Annotated in this window: 17 protein-coding genes; 6 read left to right on the plus strand and 11 right to left on the minus strand. The window is 37.5% G+C overall.

The features are described from left to right. Positions 1 to 15: 15 nt before the first annotated feature. A complete protein-coding gene (locus AC3RVG_RS09575) occupies positions 16 to 1,389 on the minus strand; it encodes an MptA/MptB family glycosyltransferase (RefSeq protein ID WP_489691243.1) in 1,374 nt (457 codons plus the stop codon). 40 nt (positions 1,390 to 1,429) lie between these two features. Continuing rightward, on the minus strand, positions 1,430 to 2,563 hold the full coding sequence (locus AC3RVG_RS09580) for a TolB family protein (protein ID WP_489691244.1): 1,134 nt from the start codon (positions 2,561 to 2,563) through the stop codon (positions 1,430 to 1,432). Positions 2,564 to 2,594: 31 nt separating this feature from the next. On the opposite strand from AC3RVG_RS09580, the gene AC3RVG_RS09585 reads away from it, so the two are divergent. Genes AC3RVG_RS09585 through AC3RVG_RS09595 form a run of 3 tightly spaced genes read left to right on the plus strand, consistent with a single transcriptional unit; the run spans position 2,595 to position 4,388 of the window. Beyond that, a complete protein-coding gene (locus tag AC3RVG_RS09585; protein ID WP_489691597.1) occupies positions 2,595 to 3,824 on the plus strand; it encodes a M28 family peptidase in 1,230 nt (409 codons plus the stop codon). Between the two features lie 35 nt (positions 3,825 to 3,859). Further along, complete coding sequence (locus tag AC3RVG_RS09590) at positions 3,860 to 4,105, plus strand: addiction module protein (RefSeq protein WP_489691245.1); 246 nt, start codon at positions 3,860 to 3,862, stop codon at positions 4,103 to 4,105. Beyond that, complete coding sequence (locus AC3RVG_RS09595) at positions 4,095 to 4,388, plus strand: type II toxin-antitoxin system RelE/ParE family toxin (RefSeq protein WP_489691246.1); 294 nt, start codon at positions 4,095 to 4,097, stop codon at positions 4,386 to 4,388. Before AC3RVG_RS09590 ends, AC3RVG_RS09595 begins: the two co-directional genes overlap by 11 nt. Positions 4,389 to 4,481: 93 nt before the next feature. Here AC3RVG_RS09595 and groL read toward each other — a convergent pair whose 3' ends face one another. The 9 genes from groL to AC3RVG_RS09640 all read right to left on the minus strand — a co-directional run bounded on the left by groL (position 4,482) and on the right by AC3RVG_RS09640 (position 12,500). Next, on the minus strand, positions 4,482 to 6,119 hold the full coding sequence (groL, locus tag AC3RVG_RS09600; RefSeq protein WP_489691247.1) for a chaperonin GroEL: 1,638 nt from the start codon (positions 6,117 to 6,119) through the stop codon (positions 4,482 to 4,484). Positions 6,120 to 6,200: 81 nt separating this feature from the next. Continuing rightward, positions 6,201 to 6,476 (minus strand): co-chaperone GroES, encoded by a 276-nt coding sequence (locus AC3RVG_RS09605; protein WP_489691248.1) that lies wholly within the window; start codon positions 6,474 to 6,476, stop codon positions 6,201 to 6,203. Positions 6,477 to 6,646: 170 nt separating this feature from the next. Further along, complete coding sequence (gene secG / locus AC3RVG_RS09610) at positions 6,647 to 6,991, minus strand: preprotein translocase subunit SecG (protein WP_489691249.1); 345 nt, start codon at positions 6,989 to 6,991, stop codon at positions 6,647 to 6,649. Then, positions 6,988 to 7,953 (minus strand): DUF8458 domain-containing protein, encoded by a 966-nt coding sequence (locus AC3RVG_RS09615; protein WP_489691250.1) that lies wholly within the window; start codon positions 7,951 to 7,953, stop codon positions 6,988 to 6,990. Before AC3RVG_RS09615 ends, secG begins: the two co-directional genes overlap by 4 nt. Positions 7,954 to 7,957: 4 nt before the next feature. Next, the gene (locus tag AC3RVG_RS09620; protein WP_489691251.1) at positions 7,958 to 8,470 is read right to left on the minus strand and encodes an LptE family protein; all 513 of its coding nucleotides are present in this window, start codon (positions 8,468 to 8,470) and stop codon (positions 7,958 to 7,960) included. A gap of 56 nt (positions 8,471 to 8,526) precedes the next feature. After that, a complete protein-coding gene (locus AC3RVG_RS09625) occupies positions 8,527 to 9,804 on the minus strand; it encodes a sigma-54 interaction domain-containing protein (protein ID WP_489691252.1) in 1,278 nt (425 codons plus the stop codon). A gap of 41 nt (positions 9,805 to 9,845) precedes the next feature. Next, on the minus strand, positions 9,846 to 10,724 hold the full coding sequence (locus tag AC3RVG_RS09630; protein WP_489691253.1) for a hypothetical protein: 879 nt from the start codon (positions 10,722 to 10,724) through the stop codon (positions 9,846 to 9,848). Positions 10,725 to 10,766: 42 nt separating this feature from the next. Continuing rightward, positions 10,767 to 12,212 carry a tRNA (N6-isopentenyl adenosine(37)-C2)-methylthiotransferase MiaB gene (miaB, locus tag AC3RVG_RS09635; protein WP_489691254.1) on the minus strand — a complete coding sequence of 482 codons (1,446 nt, stop codon included), beginning with the start codon at positions 12,210 to 12,212 and terminating at the stop codon, positions 10,767 to 10,769. A gap of 114 nt (positions 12,213 to 12,326) precedes the next feature. Beyond that, positions 12,327 to 12,500: a hypothetical protein gene (locus tag AC3RVG_RS09640; protein ID WP_489691255.1), complete on the minus strand. Its 174-nt coding sequence runs from the start codon at positions 12,498 to 12,500 to the stop codon at positions 12,327 to 12,329. A 140-nt stretch (positions 12,501 to 12,640) separates the two neighbouring features. On the opposite strand from AC3RVG_RS09640, the gene topA reads away from it, so the two are divergent. From topA to porK, 3 genes are all read left to right on the plus strand, one after another. After that, positions 12,641 to 15,172 (plus strand): type I DNA topoisomerase, encoded by a 2,532-nt coding sequence (topA, locus tag AC3RVG_RS09645; RefSeq protein WP_489691256.1) that lies wholly within the window; start codon positions 12,641 to 12,643, stop codon positions 15,170 to 15,172. Continuing rightward, positions 15,172 to 16,335: a formimidoylglutamase gene (locus tag AC3RVG_RS09650; protein WP_489691257.1), complete on the plus strand. Its 1,164-nt coding sequence runs from the start codon at positions 15,172 to 15,174 to the stop codon at positions 16,333 to 16,335. Before topA ends, AC3RVG_RS09650 begins: the two co-directional genes overlap by 1 nt. Positions 16,336 to 16,450: 115 nt before the next feature. Beyond that, on the plus strand, positions 16,451 to 17,824 hold the full coding sequence (gene porK, locus AC3RVG_RS09655) for a T9SS ring complex lipoprotein PorK/GldK (protein ID WP_489691258.1): 1,374 nt from the start codon (positions 16,451 to 16,453) through the stop codon (positions 17,822 to 17,824). Positions 17,825 to 17,851 lie beyond the last annotated feature (27 nt).

Raw genomic sequence — 17,851 nt, forward strand, 5'->3', positions numbered from 1 at the left:
TAACCTGTCAGGTTTTTAAAACCTGACAGGTTTATTTTTTGGAAGAAATATCTCCCAAGTTGCAATTCCAATCACCAACACATATTCCAAAGCAACCAACCAAAGTTTTTCATCAAACCCTTCTTTTCCGTAGGCTGAATAACTAAGTACAACCACAAAACTCCAAACAATCGGGAATTTATATTTGGTGAAAACTGAAAGTAAAAGGGGAGTGGCTATATACCACGGATGTACGGTGGTTGATAATAAAAAGTAAAATGAAATTGCAAAAAGCATTGCAGTTAGCAATTGTTGAGGGGTTTTGTTATTTCTGAAAAAAGAAATTCCCAAAACAAAAAGCAGCACTAAAACAGGTAGAATCTTTCCAACGGTTTCAATAATATTCCAACCCACAATCTGAAACCCTATCCATCGAATTACATAATAAACACTCGCATTAAATTCAAAATTTTGAAACCACAGTCCGATGGTTGCAGCGAAGTTTTGAATAAATTCTGAGGAAAGAAATGGAAGAAAAGGGAGTACCACTGTTAATCCGATAATTAAATAAAATCCGACGAGTCTTTTAACTGAAACCCCAAAGGTTTTCAAAATCTTAGGGGTTTTATTTTTATTGCTGAAATATTTCAAGAACAAAGGCAATAACAATAACGGAATTAATTTCACCGAAACAGAAATTCCAATTAAAATTGCTGCCCAAGCCCATTTTCCTTTAAAAAGTAAATAAAGTGCCCAAACAAAAAAGAAAAGCATAACGCCTTCAAAATGCAGATTTCCCGTAAGTTCAATGATAATAAATGGATTCAGAAAATACCAAAAGATGTTTTTAATGGGAAGATTTAGTTTCTCCAGTATTTTTTTCCCGAAGTAAAGAATGCCAATATCTGCTAAAATAATTAGCACTCGCAGTACAACCACAGATCCCAAAATACTTTTCCCAGCAAACAAAGCTGCAATGGTAAAAAACAATTGATTGATAGGCGGATAATTACTGAAATGGCTGGCATTTAGCGCACCCATTCCCTCTATTAATTGCTGCGATTGAGCGACATTTTCCCCCAGCGCATCCGAAGTGTCTGGCGTAAAAATGTATGGGCTTACCCCTTGCATAAGTAACCGCCCATCCCAAAGAAACCGATAAAAATCCTGCGAGAGATTTGGAATTACAGGAATGAAAACTAGTCGGAAAACAATTCCGAATCCTGCCAAAAGCCAAAAATTCAGTTTTAATTTTTCAATAGAAAGATAGGCAACAAAAAAAAGTGCCGCGTAAAGTGAAATAAGTTTTGTAAAATCACTTCGCTCTACATTGTATGCAAAACTGAAGTAGAATGCGATAGAAGCTATCGCAAAAAGGAAGTGGATTCTATATAATTTAATGAAATTCAATGACGGTTTGATTTACAGATTCCTGCCTTCGCAGGAATTATTAGTCTTGCCATTCAGCAATAAAAAGGTTGGTGTCGCGCCCTCCGCCATTATTTCTGTTGCTCGAAAACGCCAACTTTTTTCCGTCATTTGAAAAAACGGGGAAAGCATCAAACGTTTCGCCATGGGTAACGCGTTCTAGATTTTTGCCGTCAATATCAATTAAATAAAGATTAAACGGAAATCCTTTTTCTGCTTCAAAATTGCTGGAAAACAAAATCTTTTCACCCGAAGGATGAAAGAAGGGCGCCCAGTTTGCATTCCCTAAATGTGTAAGCTGGCGGAGTTCGCTTCCGTCTGCGTTGCAAATAAAAAGCTCCATCTCTGTAGGTTGTACCAAACCTTGAGCGAGCAAATCTTTGTATTCTTTTATCGCTGCTTCTGTTTTTGGACGGGAAGCGCGAAAAATTAATTTTGTACCATCTGGCGAAAAGAATGCCCCGCCATCATAACCTAATTCATCAGTAATCTGTTTTACGTTTTTTCCATCAAGATCCATGGTGTAAAGTTCCAAATCGCCACTTCGCATGGATGTGAAAACTATCTTATCGCCCTTAGGCGAAACGGTTGCTTCGGCGTCGTAACCTGGTTCTTTAGTGAGTTGAGCGGTAATATTCCCTTCTAAATCTGAGACAAAAATATCGAAGCTATCATAAACTGGCCAAACGTATTTCCCTTCCTTTTTCAGCGGAACTTCTGGACAATTTTTATCTTTTAAATGTGTGCTTCCGTAAACAATATGTTTTCCATCCGGCATAAAATAACTGCAAGTAGTACGCCCTTTTCCCGTGCTTACCATTGGTGGTTGCTTGTCTTTAAAAGTTTCGTCTGCATTCATCAAAAACATTTGGTCGCAGTTAACACCCCAACTTTTATAATTGCTTTGGAAGGTGAGTTTACTGTCGTCAAAACTCCAATACGCTTCGGCATTATCGCCTCCAAAAGTTACTTGACGAATATTTTTGAAGTGCTTTTCTTCAGAATAAATTAGCGTGTCTTTTGTTTGCGGGTCAAGTAAAGCTGAGTTTGTTTTTTCAATTCGGTCTCCCATCGGAGCCGAGATTTTTTCTTCTTTCACTTCGTTTTTACAACTTGCTAAAACCGAAACAATGAGCAGCGTATATAATACTTTCATTTTTAGTGTACTTTTGAACAAAAGTAATGATATGCGTGTAATTTTAGTAATATTTCTGACATTAGTGGTTTTCTCCTGTAAGGAAGCGAAAGTGAAATCTGTAAGTATGAAAGACGACGTTTCCGTTTTGGCAAACGATAGTTTAAACGGAAGAAAAACAGGTTCTGAAGGTGAAAAAAAAGCTGCAAAGTACATTGCGAAACGGTTTGCAGATTTAGGACTGCAGCCAAAAGGAACTGACGGGTATTTTCAAAAATTCACTTTTAAATCCAGCAAGAATCCACATCAAGAGGCAGAATTCACTTCAGAAAATAATGACAGTACAGAAACTGCGGTTAACGTAATTGCATATTTGGATAACAAGGCGGCAAATACGGTTGTAATTGGCGCGCATTACGACCATTTAGGAATGGGCGGCGAAGGTTCGCTTTACAGAGAGGGCGATGCAATTCATAACGGTGCCGACGATAATGCGAGTGGGGTAGCAATGCTATTGCATTTGGCAGATTCTCTTCAGAAGAAAGATTCTCCGAAAATGAACAACTATCTTTTTATCGCTTTTTCTGGGGAAGAAGAGGGTTTATTGGGTTCAAATTATTTCGTTAAAACCCCAACAATAGATACCAAAAAAGTAACCTATATGCTGAATATGGATATGGTGGGAAGGCTTAATGCTGAAAACACTTTAGCCGTTTACGGTCTTGGAACATCGCCAATTTTAAAGCAAACTGTAATTGCAAACGCGGGCGATTTAAAAATCATTGAGAATGAAAGTGGCGTTGGTCCGAGCGATCATACTTCATTTTATTTGGCAGATATTCCGGTACTTCACTTTTTTACTGGGCAGCACGAAGATTACCACAAACCTGGCGACGACACCGAAAAGGTAAATTTTGAAGGAATGGAAGTTGTTTCAAATTACATTTTTAGCATCATTAAGGATTTGGACAATCAGCCAAAACTTCCTTTTAGAAAAACTAAAAATGAAAGCGAAGCGGTGCCCGATTTTAAAGTGACTTTGGGCGTTGTGCCCGATTATCTTTTCGGCGGAAAAGGAATGCGAATTGATGGCATTAGTGAAGACCGTCCCGCACAAAAAGCGGGCCTTCAGAAAGGCGATGTAGTAGTAAAAATGGGCGATTTTGAAGTGACTGATATGATGAGTTATATGAAGAGCCTTTCAATGTTTGAAAAGGGTCAAGCAGCAATGGTAACTGTTGAAAGAGACGGTAATCTGAAAGAAGTTGAGGTTACATTTTAGGAATTTTGAAGTATATTTGAATAAATAATATTATTATGGAAACGACAAAACTTAGAGAAAAGCTTAAGAATCAGTTTTCTGAAATAATTGCAGATGATAAAAATTTAAATTATTTGAAAAGAATTTTTGAAGATTTAAACGAGGATAATTATACTTCACAAGTACCTGAATCACATTATCAAATTGTTGATGAGCGCAGACGCAAGCATTTGGCCGGAGAATCTGAATCACTAACATGGAATGAAGTAAAAGAGAAAATCATTAAAAAGCATGGCTTTTAATCTACTGATAAAGCCAGAGGCGGAGGATGAAATAAATGATGCCGTAGATTGGTACGAATCTAAACAAGTAGGGTTGGGCTTTGATTTTTTGATGCATCTTCAGAGTTATTTTGATATACTTAAAACTGAAATCCCGATTTTTCAAATTAAAAGAAAACCTAGTTATCGCGAACTTCCATTAGGTAGGTTTCCCTATGTGATTATTTATGAAGTGATAGATAATACTATTATTATTTATTCGATTTTTAATACTTATCAGGATCCAAACCGAAAGCGCAATTAAGTTAAAATAAAAAAAACCTAACAGGTCTTAGAGACCTGTTAGGTTAAACTGCGTACTGAGTTGGGAAAAGGCATGCCTTTTCTCAACGATATACTACATCATCCCGGGCATTCCACCGCCCATACCACCTGGCATTCCGCCACCGGCATTATCTTCTTTAATATCTACCAAAGCACATTCAGTAGTAAGAATCATTCCTGCAACCGATGCAGCGTTTTCTAACGCGATACGGGTTACTTTCTTAGGATCGATGATTCCTGCTTTTATCATATCAACATACGTTTCAGATTTTGCATCGTAACCGAAGTTTTTCTTGCCTTCCAAAACTTTATTAATAACTACAGAACCTTCGCCACCTGCATTTTCAACAATGGTACGAAGTGGAGATTCAATGGCACGAGCCACAATTTGAATTCCAGTTGCTTCATCAAGAGTATCAGTTGTAAGCTTTTTAAGCACTTCTATGGCGCGAACTAAAGCAACACCACCACCAGCAACGATTCCTTCTTCCACAGCCGCACGGGTTGCGTGAAGTGCGTCGTCAACTCTATCTTTTTTCTCTTTCATTTCTACTTCAGAAGCAGCACCTACATAAAGAACGGCAACTCCGCCAGCCAATTTGGCTAAACGCTCTTGCAATTTCTCTTTGTCGTAATCGCTTGTAGTAGATTCTATTTGAGATTTTATTTGGTTCACACGATCTTTAATGTCCTTTTTATCTCCAGCACCATTAACAATCGTAGTGTTGTCTTTATCAATAGTTACAGTTTCAGCAGAACCTAACATATCAATAGTAGCGTTTTCTAAAGTGAAACCTCGCTCTTCAGAGATTAGGGTTCCGCCTGTTAGTACTGCTATATCTTCAAGCATTGCTTTTCTTCTGTCACCAAAACCTGGAGCTTTTACAGCTGCAATTTTTAACGAACCACGAAGTTTGTTAACTACTAAAGTAGCCAATGCTTCACCGTCTACATCTTCAGCAATAATCAATAAAGATTTTCCTTGTTGTGCCACTGGCTCAAGAATAGGAAGTAAATCTTTCATTGAAGAAATTTTCTTATCGTAAAGCAAAATCATTGGGTTTTCCAATTCAGTTTGCATTTTTTCGGTATCTGTTACGAAGTAAGGAGAAAGATATCCGCGGTCAAACTGCATTCCTTCAACAACATCAACGTAGGTTTCAGTTCCTTTAGACTCTTCAACAGTTATAACACCTTCTTTACCAACTTTTCCGAAAGCTTTAGCAATTAACTCGCCAATTAGTTCGTCGTTGTTTGAAGAGATAGAAGCAACTTGCTTTATCATTTCAGAAGAATTTCCAACTTTCGTAGTTTGTCTTTCAAGATCTTTCACGATAGCTGTAACAGCTTTGTCAATACCACGTTTCAAATCCATTGGGTTTGCTCCCGCTGCAACGTTTTTAAGGCCTTCTTTAACGATTGCCTGTGCTAAAACTGTAGCAGTTGTTGTTCCATCACCCGCAAGATCGTTGGTTTTTGAAGCAACTTCTTTCACCATTTGAGCGCCCATGTTTTCAAGCGGATCTTGTAATTCAATTTCTTTTGCAACGGTAACACCATCTTTAGTTACTTGTGGTGCACCAAAAGATTTGCTTATAATTACGTTACGACCCTTTGGGCCTAAAGTTACTTTTACTGCGTTTGCCAATGCGTCAACACCGCGTTTTATAGCGTCGCGGGCGTCAACATCAAATTTTATATCTTTTGCCATTTTTTTAAAATGCTTTATGCTTTTGGCAATATGCCTTAAGCTGTGATTAATCTATTTTTTTTTGAATTTATTTTGAAATGGTTAGATGATGGCTAAAATATCATCTTCACGCATAATGAGATAGTCTTTACTGTCAAACTTTAATTCGCTGCCAGAGTATTTTCCGTAAAGCACGGTATCGCCAACTTTCACGGTCATTTTGTGGTCTTCTTTTCCTTTACCAACAGCTACTACTTTTCCTTGTTGTGGTTTTTCTTTTGCAGAATCTGGAATATACAATCCCGAAGCTGTTTTTGTTTCTGCCTCTTGTGGCTGAACCAAAACACGGTCTGCAAGTGGTTGAATTTTTAATGCCATATAAAATTAATTTTTATTCTTCCGCAAAAGCGGAAATCTGTTAAACTTATGTTCTAATGTTATGATAGCTAATTGGCAGAAATTGTGCCACTGCCCATAAACTGACAGTATATAAAACAAAAATGCCAGCTTGTCATAAGCTGGCATTTTAAAATATATTTTAGAAGGAATTAGTTAGCTCCTTCAGTATTTTCTGTTGGGGTATTTGTGGTTGTTGGTACCGCAGGAATTGTGTTTTGAATCGCATTTTCATCAAACGTTTTTGACTGCAAGCTGTTACCGCCCATAATAAAAACGTTAGAAAATAAAATAAGCGCTAACATAATAGTTGCAAGCGTCCAAGTACTTTTATCTAAAAAGTCACTCGTTTTCTGTACACCACCAATTTGTGCGCCACCGCCACCGCCAAACGACGATGAAAGCCCACCACCTTTAGGGTTTTGAACCATTATAACTACGACCAATAAAAAGGCCACTATCATTATCAAAATTAAAAATATTGTAAAAGTACTCATGATTGTTCTGAATTAATCAATTTTTCTATTGCCCGAATTTGGTCTGCAAAGAAACCACTTTTTTCGGGATTTTTCAAAATTAAAATTTTATATGCTTGAATTGCTTTTTTATAGTTCTTTTGTTGCAAATAAACTTTAGCCAAAGTCTCCGTCATCAGCGACTCGGGAGTTTGAGCGTGCAGTGCAGAAATATTTTTTGGCTCTTCTTTTTGTGAATTTTTTTGTGATTCTGAAGGAATTATTTTAGGTCTTTCCTGTATAAACTTGTCTATTAACTCAGATTTCCGCTCTTTTTCCTCCAGCGCTAAAATGTCCTCCTTCGCTAAATTTTTCTCTTTCGCTGAAGCTACGGTCGACAAGTCTGCTCCGTCTGAAATTTCTTCGGAACGCTTAATAGGTTTTGCTTTTGTAAGTTTTAACCATTCAGAAAATGAATGCGTGTCGTTTTGCGTGAATTCTAAAGGTTTGTCTGGCTGTAATTGCGCTACGGGCTTATCAGCTTCAGTTGATGGTTCTTCCAGCTTCTTTTCAACCAAATTGCTAATAGAAGTAACTTTTCTCTGAAAAAGTTCTGGATTTAAAATGTCCTCTGCCTTCTGCATTTCGGCTTTAATCTGCTTATCTATTTCAAGGCTTATTTGTTCTGAAACATTTTCGGCCACAACAATTATCTTTTCTACCGAAGCATCGTGCTGTAAAATTGTTTGGGAAATTTCATTTTGAATAAATTTTTCTGAAGTAATGTATTCAAAAAGAATATCGCGGTCTGTGGTATGAGCAGCTGTAAGTTTTAAAGCATCGTTATACAGAAAACTATCCTGATTTTTTAAACCTTTAAGTTGCAACGCACGAGCGCTTTGGAAATAGGGATATTTTTTTATAATCAAATCCAACGCTGCCAAATCCTCAGAAGTTATTTTCTGTGGATTGGCGAGTAGATATGTAAAGTTTGAAGTTTTCAAAAGCCTACCAATTTGCAAGTGATTTGTTAAAAATATCTTGTGTTATTCGTTCAAAAATAATATCGACAGCGGCGTCAAGTTTTGAACCTGTTAATTGAGTTGTTCCGGGATAATCATAATAAAAACTAAACGGTTGCTCAAAATCTTTCAATGGGTCTTTTGTGTTGTAAAACCGTACACTTACAGCTATGGTTAGTCTGTTTTGTGCGGCTGTGCTGGTAGAAGTTGCCGTGATTGGCGCAATGTAAAACTGAGTAATTTCGCCCTCATAAACCAAATCGCCATTACTATTTACAAGGTCTAAACTAGTCTGATTAAGTAATAAATCCTGCAATTTTTGTGTGAAATCGAGCGCAATCCCTGGCTCTACAATTGGAGCGTTGTTCTGAAAATAAGCTACCTGAACCGTTTTGGTAGTGGCGTAATTAATATCTGCTCCAGTGAACGAATACGGGCCGCAGCTTTGCAAAGTAATTGCTGCGATTAACAATACTAAAATTGAATATGTTTTTAACATTTACTTTAATCTTTCTTTAATTTTCTGAACACCGATGCACGCAATGAATCACGTGCCTACAAGTCGTATTGCTTAATTTTTCTATATAAAGTTCGCTCTGAAATACCCAACTCATCTGCGGCGTCTTTTCGTTTTCCGCTGTATTTTTCGAGTGATTTTTTTATGAGTTCCAATTCTTTTTGCTGAAGTGAAAGATTTTCTTCTTCCTCAATATCTTCGGCATACTCGTATTTGTCTTTTCGTTGTTCAGAGCTATGTTCGGGAATACTGAAAACCTCCACATCATTGTCTGAATCGTTGTTTTCTTCGTCAATGATTGAAGCCAATTCCTCTTCGGCTTCGTGATCATCTGAATAAATTTTATTAATAAGTGACGATTGCTCTTCTTTTACCTTTGCCGCATTACCAGTTTTCATCAATTCCAATGTAAGCTTTTTAAGGTCGTTTACATCGCGTTTCATATCAAAAAGAACTTTGTAAAGAATTTCTCTTTCGCTACCGAAATCGCTTTCAGATTTTTTCGAATTTACAACTGCCGGAAGATTGCTGCCCATGTCTGGCAGATAATGTTTTAGAGTTTCATACGTAATTTCGCGAGATTGTTCCAAAACCGAAATTTGTTCCGCCACGTTACGCAATTGACGAATGTTTCCGCTCCAACGGTATTTTAAAAGTATTTCTACCGCTCGATCATTTAAGCGAATGGTGGGCATTTTGTATTTCTGCGCAAAATCTGCGGCAAACTTTCTAAAAAGCAAATGAATGTCTTCCTCCCGCTCGCGTAACGGCGGTAAGTTTATTTCCACCGTGCTTAAGCGATAATAAAGGTCTTCTCTAAATTTTCCCTTTTCAATTGCCTCAACCATTTTTACATTGGTTGCGGCCACAATGCGAACATCGGTTTTTTGTGCTGCGGAAGACCCTACTTTTAAAAATTCGCCATTCTCCAAAACACGAAGTAAACGCACCTGCGTGGGCAGCGGCAATTCGCCAACTTCATCGAGGAAAATTGTTCCGCCATCAGCTACTTCAAAATAACCGCTTCGCGCAGCCGTAGCTCCCGTAAACGATCCTTTTTCGTGACCAAAAAGTTCGCTGTCAATAGTTCCTTCAGGAATTGCACCACAGTTTACGGCAATGTATTTTCCGTGTTTTCTGTGCGAAAGAGAATGAATTATTTTTGGAATACTTTCTTTACCAACGCCACTTTCACCGGTAACCAATACCGAAATATCAGTGGGTGCTACTTGAATTGCTTTTTCTACGGCACGGTTCAGTTTTGGGTCGTTGCCTATTATTCCGAATCTTTGTTTTGTTGCTTGTATGCTTTCCATAGTAACTTCCCGCGAAGGCAGGAATCTCTTATTTTTTGTTCTTAATAATATTCGTAGCTAAATAACTCAAATAGTTCTCCATCTATAGTAACCTCGGCACTAATAGGGTAATCCAAATCATTATATTGATATGTTATAATCCGCAAATTGCCATAGTTATTATAAGATGTAATGTTGTTTTTTGAATAGGAATATGTTCTATTAAAGGCTAGGTAAAGGCCAATATCATCCAAAATAAAACTTTTATAATCCCTCATAAGTACAGGGTGCAACGGATTTATTTTATCGTCAAGTTCATAATCTATGTCGTAGATATAGCTGCCAGATTCTTCCTTTATATTTATAAGGTTTCCGTTATTATAAGAGTATTTTGTTACTGTAGGGTTAGAATTCCAGGCATGAGGTTCTAAATTCTCTTGAATCAGTAGGTTGTTTGCTCCAAATATTAATGTATAATTAGTATCCCCATCTTCGAAAAATCGTTTTTGAACTTGAATGCTATCCTGAAAGTGAGTAGCTGCTATTGCTCCAAAATAAGAGCCATTTTCGTCAAATCTATTAATTTGTTCAAGCTCATTAGAGTTGTTGTATTCATTTTCAGTGTAAAACCAAAGTTCTGATTGACCTTCAAAAAATAGAAAACCTACAACTCCCGTTAACTGTCCTAAATTGTTGTATAAAACATCCATTTTAATTCTATCAATACCATTTTCGGTATTAAAATATTGAATTGGTTTAGCGTCTTCATCAAAATAATATTCTATACGTGTGTTTTGATTAGAAGCTTTCGTAATGGTAAATTTCTTAATTTTTAGTTCAGTGTTTTGTTCCTGTTCTTCTTCTTGAACTACATCATTGTCATTATTGGTACATCCGTACAAACTAAAAATTACACTAAGTAGAAGAATAAAATGTCTCATAATTATGTATTTTGGTAATACCTCAAGATACTATTATTTTTACTAATTATTTTCAGAGTATCCCACAGCTTCACCAATTAGGGTAGCCGTAGTGCAATCGGTTATTTTTACATTTACAAATTCTCCTGCTTTATAATTTTTCTTCGGAAAAACCGCTACATTATTATGCTCGGTTCTTCCGCTCCATTCATCTTTATTCTTTTTAGATTCTTTTTCAATTAAAACCTTTACGGTTTTACCTAAATATTGTGCAGTGCGCAGGGCACTGTGTTTTTGCTGAAGGTTCACAATTTCAGTTAATCTACGGCTTTTTGTTTCTTCGGGTATGTCGTCAACAAGCTTTCGGGCAGCCGTAGTTCCGGGCCTTTCGGAATATTTATACATATACCCAAAACTGTATTTTACATATTCCATCAAGCTCATAGTAGCTTCGTGATCTTCCTCTGTTTCAGTTGGAAAACCAATAATCATATCTTGCGAAACGGAACATTCTGGAATAATTTCAGAAATTCTATCAATTAATTTCAAGTATTCTTCACGGGTATGCTGACGGTTCATTTCTTTCAAAATCCGCGTGCTTCCACTTTGCACGGGAAGGTGAATATGATTGCAAATATTGTCGTGTTTTGCAACAATATGCAAAACCTCTTCGTGCATATCTTGTGGGTTGCTTGTTGAAAAACGAATGCGCATTTCGGGATGCGCTGCTGCAGTCATATCAAGCAATTGGGCAAAATCTGTTGCCGTAGCCTTCTGCATTTCTGAAGCAGTTTTGAAGTCTTTTTTCAAACCACCACCGTACCATAAATAGCTGTCCACATTCTGACCAAGAAGCGTTATTTCTTTGTAACCTTTTTCAGCGAGATCATTCACTTCGCCTAAAATACTCTGCGGATCGCGGCTGCGTTCGCGACCACGGGTAAAAGGAACCACGCAAAACGTACACATATTATCGCAACCACGGGTAATGCTAACGTAAGCGGTTATTCCATTGCCGCCCAATCTAACTGGCGAAATATCGCCATAAGTTTCTTCTTTCGAAAGAATTACATTCACAGCATCGCGGCCTTCTTCTACTTCTTTTAGCAAATTAGGAAGATCTTTGTACGCATCTGGCCCAACTACTAAATCGACTATTTTTTCTTCTTCAAGAAATTTTTCTTTTAAGCGTTCCGCCATACAGCCCAAAACGCCCACTTTCATCTTTGGGTTAATTCGTTTTACGGCATTGTATTTTTCCAAACGTTTGCGAACGGTTTGCTCGGCCTTATCGCGAATAGAGCAGGTGTTTACCAAAACTAAATCTGCCTCTTCTAATAAATTTGTGGTGTTATAACCTTGGTCTGCGAGAATTGAAGCTACAATCTCGCTGTCGCTAAAATTCATAGCACAGCCATAACTTTCAATATATAATTTTCGAGAATTGCCCTCACGTGCTTCTAAAGTGAGTGTGTTTCCTTGTGTTTTTTCGTCAATAATCTTTTCCATAAAAAATCTCTATTCAATGCAAATTCAAAGCGCTTTCATTGAACTGGCAAAGATACTATTAATTTGTCACGGTGACAAAGTGGCAGATTTATTTCTGAAATTTTCTGGATAATATTAATCTTTTAGAGGAATAGCTAGTTTTTGAATTTCAGCCAAAGCTTCCTCTTCATTGCCCCAAACTATAATTTTTACTGGATCTGACGGATTGTAATTTTGAAGTATTATTAAGGAGAAAAGTAAAATATAACTTCCTATAAACACCTTAATATGGGGGTGAAATGATTTCATAAAAAAAGTTTTCAGTTTCCGAAGCGACTAAAAATAACGTAATTACGCACTTCTTCCATGTTAAGAGTTGACTATTTTTTGATCACAAAAATTTCGTATTAAAAAATTCACATACTTTTGCACACATAACAAAAAAGGATATGGCAAAGAATTTAGTGATAGTTGAGTCCCCAGCAAAAGCAAAAACAATAGAAAAATTTCTAGGGAAAGATTTTAAAGTTTCCTCGAGTTTTGGGCACATTGCAGATTTACCGTCTAAGGAATTGGGCGTAGATGTAGCAGGAGATTTCACACCTAAATATATAGTTAGCAGCGATAAGAAGAAGTTGGTAGCCGAGTTAAAGGCACTCTCCAAAAAAGCCGAAATGGTTTGGTTGGCGAGTGATGAGGATCGAGAAGGTGAAGCAATTGCGTGGCATTTAGCAGAAGAATTAAAGTTAGATAAAAGCAAAACCAAGCGTATTGTTTTTCACGAGATTACAAAATCTGCAATTTTAAAAGCAATTGAAAACCCGCGCCAAATAGATTATAATTTGGTAAATGCGCAGCAAGCACGTCGCGTTTTGGACCGTTTGGTGGGATACGAACTTTCACCGGTTCTTTGGAAAAAGGTGAAAGGCGGACTTTCTGCAGGACGCGTACAATCTGTTGCAGTGCGATTAATTGTGGAGCGCGAACGCGAAATAGAAGGGTTTACACCCGTTCGTTCCTATAGAATTGATGCAGAATTTACAACCGTTGATGGCAGTAAGTTTAAAGCGAAACTTCCAAGGAATTTTGAAACTGAAAAAGAAGCCCGCGAGTTTCTTCGGAAGAATTTAGGAGCTTCGTATAAAATTTCAGATTTAACTAAAAAACCTGCTAGCAAATCGCCGACAGCGCCATTTACCACTTCAACAATACAACAGGAAGCTGCACGAAAGCTGTACTTTTCAGTTGGAAAAACAATGACAATTGCTCAGCGTCTTTATGAAGCTGGACTTATAACTTATATGCGTACCGATAGCGTTAACCTTAGTAACGACGCTAAAGATGCTGCGCAAAAAGAAATTATTCATTCGTACGGAAAGGAATATAGCAAACCCCGCGATTACAAAGGGAAAAGCAAAGGAGCGCAAGAAGCTCACGAGGCTATTCGGCCAACAGATATGAGCCGGCACACTATTACTGGCGATCACGATCAAGCGCGTTTGTACGATTTAATTTGGAAAAGAACTGTGGCTTCGCAAATGAGCGATGCGCAATTAGAGCGCACTAATGTGAAGATTGACGTACTTTCAAAGGAAAAGGTTTCAGAAAATTTCACTGCAAATGGTGAAATGATAAAATTTGACGGTTTCTTAAAAGTTTATTTAGAAGGAACTGATTTTGAAGAAGAAGAACAAGAGGGAATGTTGCCAAATATGAAAAATGGCGACCCGCTAGAAAATAATTACATTAACGCTACGGAGCGCTTTACGCGTCCGCCGTATCGTTTTACGGAAGCATCGTTGGTAAAGCAATTGGAAGAGCTAGGTATTGGTCGTCCGTCAACTTATGCGCCAACTATTTCAACAATCATCAGCAGAAATTATGTTGAAAAAGGATCTGTGGAAGGTGTGGAACGAAAGTATCTTCAACTAACACTTCAAGATGAAAATGTTAAGGATAAAACCTTGACGGAAACCGTTGGCTCTGATAAAGGAAAATTGGTTCCAACAGATATTGGAATGATTGTGAACGACTTTTTGGTGGCACACTTCGAAAATATTCTCGATTATAATTTTACTGCAAAAGTAGAGCAGGATTTTGACGACATTGCTGAAGGAAAAGAGGAGTGGACGAAAATGATGAAGAATTTTTATGCCGAATTCCATCCACGAGTAGAACATGTTGAAGAAAATGCAGAACGCGAAAGTGGTGAACGCATTTTGGGTGAAGACCCTGTAAGCGGAAGAACGGTTTTAGTACGACTTGGAAAATACGGGCCAATGGCACAAATTGGTGCGCCGGATGATGAGGAGAAAAAATTTGCTAGCCTCCGTCCAGACCAGCAATTGCACCTTGTTACTTTTGAAGAAGTAATGGATCTTTTTAAACTTCCAAAGACTTTGGGCGTTTATGACAATGAAGAAGTTGAGGTAAACAATGGTCGTTTTGGGCCTTATGTTCGCTTAGGAAAAACTTATATTTCTTTGCCGAAAGGAATGGATCCTTTGGAGGTAGATATGGCTTTCGCAAAAGAGCTAATTGAAGAAAAGAAAAAGGCAGATGCACCTATTTATACGTATGAGGATTTGCCAGTTCAGAAAGGTGTGGGACGTTTTGGACCATTCCTAAAATGGAACAGCATGTTCATTAATGTGAACAAGAAATACGATTTCGATAATCTTTCTGATGAAGATATTGTTCAGCTTATTGAAGATAAAAAGCAAAAAGAAATTGATAAGTTAATCAATGAGTGGCCAGAAGAGAAAATACGCATTGAAAAAGCGCGTTGGGGACGTTTTAACCTGATTAAAGGAAAAACGAAGGTAGAGTTGCCAAAAGGCACCGAGGCCGACAAAATAACCTTAGAGGAAGCTCAGGCTTTATTAGAAAAGAAAAGTCCGAAAAAGAAAACAGCTGCCAAAAAGAAAACCGCAACCAAGAAACCTGCAGCTAAGAAGAAAACAACAGCCAAGAAAAAATAATGATAGAGTTTTTATCTCCAGTTTCAAAAAAAGTAATGGCTCACCGGGAAATTCTACCGCTCGGAACCTTGGGAAAACAAATTGAAGCCCACGCCAAAATAGGAGAATTGCCTAACTTAAAAGACGTGAAGTTTGCGCTCCTCGGAATTAAGGAAAACCGAAGCGATGTAGATTATATTGGCGGAGAACTTTCTTTTGAACCGTACCGGAAAGCATTTTATTCGCTTTACCCGGGTAACTGGAATTACAAAATAATTGACCTTGGCGATATTGAAAAAGGAGCTACGGCGGAAGACACACGTTTTGCCGCAAAAGAAGTTATAGCTGCCCTTTTGAAGAAAAATATAGTGCCAATAATTCTCGGTGGAGGTCAAGATTTAGCCTATGCCCAATATCGTGGTTATGACAGTTTGGGCGCAATGGTTAATGTGGTAAACATAGACAACCGTTTCGATCTCGGAAATGCCGAATTACCAATTTCTAACAAATCGTATGTTGGTAAAATGGTAGTGGACCAACCTTACAATCTTTTCAATTATAGTGCAATAGGGTATCAATCATTTTTTAATGCACCGCAGGAAATAGCTTTGATGGACAAGCTTTTCTTTGAAGCCTATCGTTTGGGTGAAATTACCGCCGATATTACTTCCGTAGAACCTATAATGCGTGATGCTGATATGGTTACATTGGATGTTACAGCAATAAAAAGTGCAGAATTAAGTTATAAAAATAATGACAGCCCTAACGGCTTTGATGGACGCGAAATTTGCGCCATTTCTCGATATGCCGGTATCAGTAATAAAGTAAAATCTTTTGGTGTTTACGAATTAAGTAATTCCATTGAAAGCCGAAGCGGAGCAATGCTTGTGGCGCAAATACTTTGGTATTTTGTTGAAGGATATAATTTTAGGGTTGAAGATGATGATTTTGAAAGCGAGACCCTATTTACCACTTATAAAGTGCCCATTGAAGATGAGGTTTTAGAATTCAAAAAAAGTAATAAAACAGAAAGATGGTGGATTGTTTTGCCTTTTCTTTCAAATGTTAATAATAAATTAAAAAGACGTACGTTATTACCTTGCACTTATGGCGAATATTTGGGTGCGTGTAATCAGGAAATTCCTGAGAGGTGGTTAAAGGCCCGCTACAAGAATGAAGTATAATCTAAAGTAAACAAGTAAAAAGAGGGATTGATGGATTTTCAAAAAAAAAATTGTTTTTTTGGATTTTTATGGATACGTTTACGCCCTTGAATCTCAAAATTTAACCGAAATACCTATGAAGAAGTTTATTGCATTAACTGCGATCGTTGCCTTTTTATTCAGTTGTAACTCTGGAGACCGAGGCGAACTGGTTGGGGTAAAAGGTAAAAAATGGTATCCACAAAAACCTTACGGAATGACTCTTATACCTGGTGGATCCTTCATTATGGGTAAAAGTGATGACGATTTTGTTGCCGTGAATGATGCGCCAACAAAAACTGTTACTGTACGCTCATTCTATATGGATGAAACCGAAATTACAAATTCAGAGTACCGTCAATTTGTAAATTGGGTAAGAGATTCAACAGTAAGATTAAGACTTGCAATCCAAGCAGACATGGTGGGAGCTACTCCTGGCGATGGCGGAATTGGTGAATTTGCATTTGTAGATCAAGAAAGCGAAGAAATGACTCCGTACCAACAATATATGTACGATAATTACTTCGGTATGGGTGAAGACTACTACGCTGGTAGAAAACTTAACGATAGAGTAGATTTAATCTGGGATACAGCTGAATATCCAGATGAGTACTATTCTGAAGTTATGGATACTATGTATATTCCAACCGAAGAAGCTTATAACGGTCAACGCACTATTGATGTTAGCAAACTAAAATTCCAATATACTTATATGGATATTCAGAGTGCTGCACGAGATAAAAGCAAAAGAAGAAAAGATTTCATCAAAAAAGAAGAATTGAATATATACCCTGATACAACAGTTTGGATCAAGGATTTCAACTATTCGTATAATGAGCCAATGCACAACGATTACTTTTGGCATCAAGCTTATGGCGACTATCCTGTAGTAGGTGTAAGCTGGAAACAGGCAAAAGCTTTCACAGCTTGGAGAACATTATACAAAAACTCTTACCAAAAATCTAAAAAGAAGAATTTCATAAACTCATTCCGACTTCCTGGTGAAGCAGAGTGGGAATATGCAGCTCGTGGTGGACTAGAATCTGCAACGTATCCTTGGGGTGGTCCTTATGCCAAGAATGACCGTGGTTGTTTTATGGCGAATTTTAAACCCCTACGTGGTGACTATGCAGCAGATCAAGCTTTATACACAGTAGAAGCTAAATCTTACGAGCCAAATGATTTCAATCTTTATAATATGTCTGGAAATGTTGCCGAATGGGTAGCTTCTTCATATGATCCAGCATCTTATGATTATACTTCTACAATGAACCCGAACGTAAACGATGATGAGAATATGCGCAAAGTTGTGCGTGGCGGGTCTTGGAAGGATGTAGCTTATTTTCTTCAAGTTAGTACCCGTGATTATGAATACGCAGATTCTGCCAGAAGTTATATTGGCTTTAGAACTGTACAAGATTATATGGGAACTGACGTTGTGCTAAATCAAAACTTTGGTGACGCACGTTAATACCCTTTATTTACTAAATTTATTCAA

This window comes from Aequorivita sp. IT1282 (assembly GCF_058068205.1).

Coding starts and splice junctions, on each gene's coding strand:
- AC3RVG_RS09580 (WP_489691244.1), bottom strand. CDS start 2,563: ATGAAAGTATTATATACGCTGCTCATTGTTTCGGTTTTAGCAAGTTGT.
- AC3RVG_RS09585 (WP_489691597.1), top strand. CDS start 2,595: ATGCGTGTAATTTTAGTAATATTTCTGACATTAGTGGTTTTCTCCTGT.
- AC3RVG_RS09590 (WP_489691245.1), top strand. CDS start 3,860: ATGGAAACGACAAAACTTAGAGAAAAGCTTAAGAATCAGTTTTCTGAA.
- AC3RVG_RS09595 (WP_489691246.1), top strand. CDS start 4,095: ATGGCTTTTAATCTACTGATAAAGCCAGAGGCGGAGGATGAAATAAAT.
- groL (WP_489691247.1), bottom strand. CDS start 6,119: ATGGCAAAAGATATAAAATTTGATGTTGACGCCCGCGACGCTATAAAA.
- AC3RVG_RS09605 (WP_489691248.1), bottom strand. CDS start 6,476: ATGGCATTAAAAATTCAACCACTTGCAGACCGTGTTTTGGTTCAGCCA.
- secG (WP_489691249.1), bottom strand. CDS start 6,991: ATGAGTACTTTTACAATATTTTTAATTTTGATAATGATAGTGGCCTTT.
- AC3RVG_RS09620 (WP_489691251.1), bottom strand. CDS start 8,470: ATGTTAAAAACATATTCAATTTTAGTATTGTTAATCGCAGCAATTACT.
- AC3RVG_RS09625 (WP_489691252.1), bottom strand. CDS start 9,804: ATGGAAAGCATACAAGCAACAAAACAAAGATTCGGAATAATAGGCAAC.
- AC3RVG_RS09630 (WP_489691253.1), bottom strand. CDS start 10,724: ATGAGACATTTTATTCTTCTACTTAGTGTAATTTTTAGTTTGTACGGA.
- miaB (WP_489691254.1), bottom strand. CDS start 12,212: ATGGAAAAGATTATTGACGAAAAAACACAAGGAAACACACTCACTTTA.
- AC3RVG_RS09640 (WP_489691255.1), bottom strand. CDS start 12,500: ATGAAATCATTTCACCCCCATATTAAGGTGTTTATAGGAAGTTATATT.
- topA (WP_489691256.1), top strand. CDS start 12,641: ATGGCAAAGAATTTAGTGATAGTTGAGTCCCCAGCAAAAGCAAAAACA.
- AC3RVG_RS09650 (WP_489691257.1), top strand. CDS start 15,172: ATGATAGAGTTTTTATCTCCAGTTTCAAAAAAAGTAATGGCTCACCGG.
- porK (WP_489691258.1), top strand. CDS start 16,451: ATGAAGAAGTTTATTGCATTAACTGCGATCGTTGCCTTTTTATTCAGT.